The following is a 6,041-nucleotide window of genomic DNA, read 5'->3' as shown; positions in this document are numbered from 1 at the left end:
AATGAAGCTCTATTAAAAAATGGAAACTTCAATGGTGCCTGTAAGGTTTCTGCTCGAAATGAAAACCATGTTTCCCTATCAGGGGAACAAAAACTACGCCACCCCATTCTTTAGTGACCACAGTACCATCATTCTCTTTTGTAACAAGGAAGAGGGACTGGAACATCTCCCCCACAGGAATAACCATCCTCCCCCCTGATCTTAGCTGCTGCACCAGAGGTTCAGGAATAGAGGGAGCTGATGCGGTCACGCATATCCTGTCATAGGGCGCATGTTCAGGCAGACCTATAGATCCATCGGAAAGAAAAACCTCTACATTACGATAGCCAGCTGCCTTTAGATTGTTTTTCGACGATCTGACAAGCTCCGGTATCCTTTCAGTAGAATATACTATACCAGTATTCCCTATGATCTCAGCCATAACTGCAGCATTATATCCCGAACCTGCACCCACCTCCAGGACTTTGTGACCTTCCTGAAGGTCAAGCAGATCGCACATAATAGCTACCATATGAGGAGCAGATATGGTTTGACCATACCCGATATTAAGTGGTGAGTCCACATAAGCGCTTGACATGTGCACAGATGGAACAAAGAGATGCCTGGGCACATTAAGCATTGCTCTGAGGACCTTTTCGCTTATACCATGAACCTTCAGGCGAGCTACCAGCTCTGCTCTCTCCTTCGAGAACTCCACGAAGTACCACTTCCCCATGCTCTTCTATGAACAGGGTTTGCAAAGATTCTTTTTATATTCTTGGCTTCTATGACGATACCATCACGGGATCTGAAACTGCCATCTCTTTCCTTGATCTTTATGATCTTGAACTCATCAGGGCCAGCCTTTTCGGTCGAACCAATGGTGAACTGGTAACCTCCGGGAACCTGCTTGATCACCGATCTTGTAGTGGTGCCTTCATGGATCGCTATCTTTACGCACACCTCATCGATAGCCCTGCCCCATAGATGATTAATATCTGCGACTTTGGCTGCTTCTGGCCTTTTTTGACCAGATTCGATCGCTGTTATTACAACCGGATAGACCTCATCTGAAGACTCGTCATCGATGAACATCTCATCGCCAACACGAATTATATCATCAGCCTGCAGATGGGTATGCAGTGGAAAGGAAGATTCTCCTCTGCTTACGATAACCTTGACATCAATGATCTTGGGAGTTTCTATAACTGTAGGGTGAACTGTGCCACATTCTGAACATTTTACCACAGGATTTACACCTGATTTAAGGACCTCATGCAGCACCGGATGACGTGGTGAGCAAGAGGGACATACAACTTCGACTTCTTCGTTCATAATCTGTTTAATTATGACAGGGAAGAGTAAATATTTAACCCCAAGGAAATTCCAAAACCTCAAAATGAACAGATGAAAGCAAAAAGGTGCTTATCAACTAAAATTAAATTTAAATCTCATCTGTTTGCTGCAGCGTGTGCTGCAATGAACTCGCGAAGTAATTTCGTGCCCAGAAGAGCAGTCTGACCTCCATCGTACTCTGGAGAGATCTCAACTACATCAAAACCTATAGACATAGGAGCAAGGATGCGGATAATGTCCCTCACCTCCACATCTGTCAGCCCGAAAGGTTCAGGGGTTCCAAGACCGGGAGCAAAAGATGGGTCAAGGGCATCCATGTCCAGTGACAGGTATATCTTGTCACAGTCAAGGTGTTCAAGTGCTTCTGCAAGAACTGTTTTAACACCTTTTTCTCTTACAATGTCAGGAGTATAGTAGCAGACACCATTATCTTTTGCAAACTCCCATTCTTCCCTGGGACCGCTGCGCACACCAATTGTCACATACTTGTCAGTGATGTCATTTAAAATATGTCTGGAAACACAGGCATGATTGAATTTTACACCGCCATATTCTTCACGCAGATCGAAATGAGCATCCATCACCACAAAGCCAATGTCTTCACTTACATGCTTTGCACATGCCCTCACACAGGGATAAGTAAGAGAGTGTTCTCCACCCATCATTATTGGGATCTTTCCATCCTTCACGATTGGTTCCACTGCGAAGAGAAGTTCTTCGAGTGTCTTCTCAACATCCGAGTAAGGCTCGAAGTTACCTGCATCATGGATCAGCAGATCCTCAAAATCTATGTCGAAGTATGAATTATAGGTTTCAAAATTAGCAGATGCCTTGCGCATAGCATCAGGAGCCCACCTGCTGCCAGCACGGAAAGAAGATGTACCATCAAAGGGAACACCAAAGAGAACATATCTGGCAGATGAATAATCTGACAGTGAATCCATCATACAAAGATCGTGGAACATTTAACCAGAATAGTGTATAAATTTGTATACATGTAGAAAATATATGAGGTATAAGTTTACCTCATATCGATCCTCATCTTGCCCATGGCAACAAGATAAGTGATCTCTTCCCCTTCCTTTACTCTCTCCTTATATTCTTCAGTTATAGGAAGCTCAAAGGTAGAGTAATCGCCCATGTCCATAAGCTGGGCAACATCGCCTGCTATGGCAATTACCTGAGCGCTCTTTCTTTCAACCAGAGGAACATATATCTTGTCAGACACAGGTCCCACAATGGACCTTTTCTGATTATCGAAAATTCCAATTGCATCGATCCTTGCTTTTGCTGAACCATGCTTTCCTGGCTTGGATTTAGAAATACTCTTAATGACACAGGGCTCTTCATCAATTAGAACGTACTTACCCTCTTTAAGTTCTTTAACCTCTACTTGCTGTTTCATTTATGAATTCTCCGGAACGGTCTATTAAATAAGCGATCAAACATTGAATATGACTGGTAATAATTTACCATTCCATATATCAAGTTATCTATATAAGAAGCATATAGTCTAAAAAATAGAAAGATTACTATTTAAAATACCTACTGCGACTGATGGCCTGATAACCATATTAAAATGTTATCCCAAGTTGTTCAAGCTTGCCTGTAGTTGGAACTCCCAGACTGTCCCATCCCCTTAATTGGTAATACTCAGCAATAGTTCTTTTAAATTCTCCTTCAGAAATACCACCTTTTGAAAGCATTCTCTTGGGTAAGGTATCGTCCTCACAGGTAAAACCTGCTCTGAGATTGAACGATCTTTCAAGATTCCATATCCTCTCACCCACCCTCAGCAAGTCCTCAGAAGAATATGAGACTCCCGTTGCAGCACTGATCAAAGAAGCTATCTCCCCTTCGCTCAGAGCGAAACTCACAAACGGACACAGGACAACAGAATCAATAACTGCTGCAAGATCCTGGAACAACTTAACAAAGCCAGCTTTGCCCTGCAATACAAATCTGTCAAGCCCCACCGGTTTACCCAATAACTCGGGTCCTGCCATAAATGCACTCATATGGCATGCCCCCCGATTTGAAGTGGCATATGCAAGAGCAAGCCCTGAAATACTCCTGGGATCATAGCCGGGTATTTCCAGACCTTTGGAACTCATGCTAAGTTCTTTTACGCCCTGCTTGATCATATAGGATAAAGAACCTTCACCGAGTGAACTGATACCTTGTGATATTTCAGAAACTGTTTGCAAGAGATGTGCAGGATCCATTTTCCCACCAGATATTTCAAGATATGATGCGATAGTAGCTCCACATGAGATAGGATCTACACCATTAACATAACAAAGTTCATTAGCCTTTACAATGGATTCCTGATCAGTGTTACCCACAGCTGGACCAAAAGCCCATAAAGCATCATAATCAGGTATTGGACTACCGTTTTCAAGCAACCTCCTACATCCAAGAGGACAGTTATCACATGGTGTTTTCTTACTTTTGTAAGACGCTGAGAGTTGTTCTGCTGAGATATTTCCAGCATAATGGAAATTCTGTTCCCTGAAATTCATGGAAGGGAGGATATCAAGATGGTCCATGACATTGACCATAAAGGAAGTACCATATACAGATAAACCTTTGGAGGTTACTGGATTTGCTTGTAGTAACCTCTGTGCACTGGCTATAGCCTTTTCAAATGCTTTCGGGTCTGCTATAAGAGGGTCATTAGTACCTTTTACCACTATGGCCTTCAGGTTCTTGGAGCCGGCTACAGCCCCATGACCACCCCGACCACTTGAATAAAGGTTGTCGCTCACAAAGTTTGCAAAGCGTACTTTTTTTTCACCTGCCCTGCCTATACATACCACACTTCCCTTTTCCTTCAACGCTAAAGTAGTTTCCCTTGTATCTTTTCCCCAAAGATGTTCTGCAGAGATAAGTTCTACATCTTCATCAAAGATGGATAGATAGAGAGGGGTATCGGACCTTCCTGTAATGACCAGGGCATCTATACCCGCATATTTCATTGCCTTTCCGAAGTGTCCTCCGGCATTGGAATCAAATATAGTATGAGTAAGTGGGGATTTCGTGGTAATTGAATAATGTCCGGACATCGGAGCTGCTGTCCCTGTTAGCGGACCTGTAGCAAACACCAGTGGATTGTCAGGTGATAAGGGATCCACATCCGGGTCAGCAAATTCATAAATCAACTTTATACCAAAACCCCGACCTCCCAGATATTCTCTGGCTTGCTTTACACCCGTTCTTGATTCAGTGACCGAATGAGAACTAAGGTCAACAAAGATAGTTCTTCCTGTCCAGCCGAACATTCATTCTCACCTTCATATTTTAACTCCTTCAAGTTCCAGTAGTTTGCGTTTCAAAGATAAACTTTCATGATCCTTACTTCCACAAAATCCTCCCATGCCTTTACTTGACACTACCCTGTGGCATGGAATGATTATAGGATATGGGTTTTTTGCTAAAGCACTTCCTACTGCTCTGGAAGCTCCTCTTCTGCCTATTAGCGCAGCCAGTTCTCCATAGGTAATTGTATGTCCGTAGGGAATGTGTCTTGTCTGCTCAAGCACATCTTTCTCAAAATCAGATAAATGGGAAAGATCAACTTTACACCATGAAAAATCTACTTGCTCACCTTTAAGGTATCTTAACATTTCACGACACAGGAGTTCAAGATCTTCCATGTTTGCCACCCAGGAACTTATCTTCGATAGAACGTCTTTTTCCACGATATCGTAACCAGTTGATGACAGATAATGACACTGTAATTGCGGAAACTATGACAGCAGCATATATGAAAGGCCTGGTCCTCTCTACAAGTAGTGGGTCGATGTTATCCTTTTGATCATAGGTGGGATACATGATATCACGCCTGTCGTTACTGTGGCCAAGACCAAGAGCATGCCCCAGCTCGTGCTTTGCCAGTTCACGCATGTTGGCATCACCATATTGTTTCCATGCATAACCTTCATAATTGCCCACCTCCAGGACGATATCCACTCGCACATACTTCCCATTGACTTCATAAGGCCTTGCAAAACCTGCAACACCGTTCTCAACGCCCGCGTCCTTTTCCAGATTCTCCACCCACATAATATAGATGTCAGCTTCACTTTCAGAATCAACCAGCCTGAATTCGGGTTCGTATGCCAGATGGCCATTCCCCCCATTTTCCCAGTATGTCATAGCAGATTCTACCTGTTCTTTATATGTGGGACTGTAATGTTCTGGAACATTAACATTATCGATGTATACTGTGATCGGGGAATGGTCCCAAGGTATTGTAGTAAGCGCAGGATAAGCATTATCCTCCATTGCATACACACTATGTACTGCCACTGAAGTAAAAAAACAGACAAAGAATAGCAACCCTATGAAAGCAGGACATGTTTGAAACATTGAGCACCATATGAACATACATTACGCAATACAAATAGTTAATTGATCAATAAATATGAGCTGCATAACGATAAATACAATGAGGGACAAACCGGCCCCATGCAAAAGAAGATAGCAGTGGTATTTGATAGCGCAGGAACACTGCTACGCATGTACCGTGTGGCAAAAGAGACATCAACGGGCAATATTCTTGAAAACATAGAAAGTATCATGCTGGTAGCAGAGAGACCCAGAAGAGCTCTTGTGGTAATGCATGCTGAACCTGTTGCCATTGAGAACACTGATCCAAAAACAGAACTCCGGAGGTTCATAGCTGATAATGGATTAAAAATAGA

General features: G+C 43.0%; 7 protein-coding genes and 1 pseudogene. 1 reads left to right on the top strand and 7 read right to left on the bottom strand.

The annotated features are described in order from the left end of the window. Nucleotides 1–28 precede the first annotated feature (28 nt). The 7 genes from AB7U21_RS08335 to AB7U21_RS08305 all read right to left on the bottom strand — a co-directional run bounded on the left by AB7U21_RS08335 (nucleotide 29) and on the right by AB7U21_RS08305 (nucleotide 5,706). Complete coding sequence (locus AB7U21_RS08335; protein ID WP_333786578.1) at nucleotides 29–697, bottom strand: protein-L-isoaspartate O-methyltransferase; 669 nt, start codon at nucleotides 695–697, stop codon at nucleotides 29–31. Beyond that, nucleotides 664–1,314 carry an HVO_0476 family zinc finger protein gene (locus AB7U21_RS08330; protein ID WP_428388260.1) on the bottom strand — a complete coding sequence of 217 codons (651 nt, stop codon included), beginning with the start codon at nucleotides 1,312–1,314 and terminating at the stop codon, nucleotides 664–666. The genes AB7U21_RS08335 and AB7U21_RS08330 overlap by 34 nt, the downstream gene beginning before the upstream one ends. Before the next feature lie 116 nt (nucleotides 1,315–1,430). After that, nucleotides 1,431–2,300, bottom strand: coding sequence for an agmatinase (gene speB / locus AB7U21_RS08325; protein ID WP_428388258.1), 870 nt, complete (start codon nucleotides 2,298–2,300; stop codon nucleotides 1,431–1,433). 56 nt (nucleotides 2,301–2,356) lie between these two features. Next, entirely contained in the window at nucleotides 2,357–2,740 is a 384-nt protein-coding gene (locus tag AB7U21_RS08320; RefSeq protein WP_292352438.1) for a translation initiation factor IF-5A, read from the bottom strand. A gap of 169 nt (nucleotides 2,741–2,909) precedes the next feature. Next, nucleotides 2,910–4,616, bottom strand: coding sequence for an aldehyde ferredoxin oxidoreductase family protein (locus AB7U21_RS08315; RefSeq protein WP_428388256.1), 1,707 nt, complete (start codon nucleotides 4,614–4,616; stop codon nucleotides 2,910–2,912). A 12-nt stretch (nucleotides 4,617–4,628) separates the two neighbouring features. Next, nucleotides 4,629–4,991 carry an MGMT family protein gene (locus AB7U21_RS08310; protein ID WP_333786574.1) on the bottom strand — a complete coding sequence of 121 codons (363 nt, stop codon included), beginning with the start codon at nucleotides 4,989–4,991 and terminating at the stop codon, nucleotides 4,629–4,631. Then, entirely contained in the window at nucleotides 4,978–5,706 is a 729-nt protein-coding gene (locus AB7U21_RS08305; protein ID WP_428388254.1) for a matrixin family metalloprotease, read from the bottom strand. Before AB7U21_RS08305 ends, AB7U21_RS08310 begins: the two co-directional genes overlap by 14 nt. A 42-nt stretch (nucleotides 5,707–5,748) precedes the next feature. Here AB7U21_RS08305 and AB7U21_RS08300 point away from each other — a divergent pair. Next, a pseudogene (locus AB7U21_RS08300) lies at nucleotides 5,749–6,041 on the top strand (hypothetical protein); the annotation flags it as partial.

Source organism: Methanomethylovorans sp., from assembly GCF_050177135.1.
GTDB lineage: Archaea > Halobacteriota > Methanosarcinia > Methanosarcinales > Methanosarcinaceae > Methanomethylovorans.
This window is presented reverse-complemented; position numbering and strand designations above follow the sequence as displayed.

Excerpts from the sequence above, each read along its gene's own strand:
- AB7U21_RS08305 (WP_428388254.1), bottom strand. The coding sequence starts at position 5,706 with ATGTTTCAAACATGTCCTGCTTTCATAGGGTTGCTATTCTTTGTCTGT.
- AB7U21_RS08315 (WP_428388256.1), bottom strand. The coding sequence starts at position 4,616 with ATGTTCGGCTGGACAGGAAGAACTATCTTTGTTGACCTTAGTTCTCAT.
- AB7U21_RS08330 (WP_428388260.1), bottom strand. The coding sequence starts at position 1,314 with ATGAACGAAGAAGTCGAAGTTGTATGTCCCTCTTGCTCACCACGTCAT.
- AB7U21_RS08320 (WP_292352438.1), bottom strand. The coding sequence starts at position 2,740 with ATGAAACAGCAAGTAGAGGTTAAAGAACTTAAAGAGGGTAAGTACGTT.
- speB (WP_428388258.1), bottom strand. The coding sequence starts at position 2,300 with ATGTTCCACGATCTTTGTATGATGGATTCACTGTCAGATTATTCATCT.
- AB7U21_RS08310 (WP_333786574.1), bottom strand. The coding sequence starts at position 4,991 with ATGGAAGATCTTGAACTCCTGTGTCGTGAAATGTTAAGATACCTTAAA.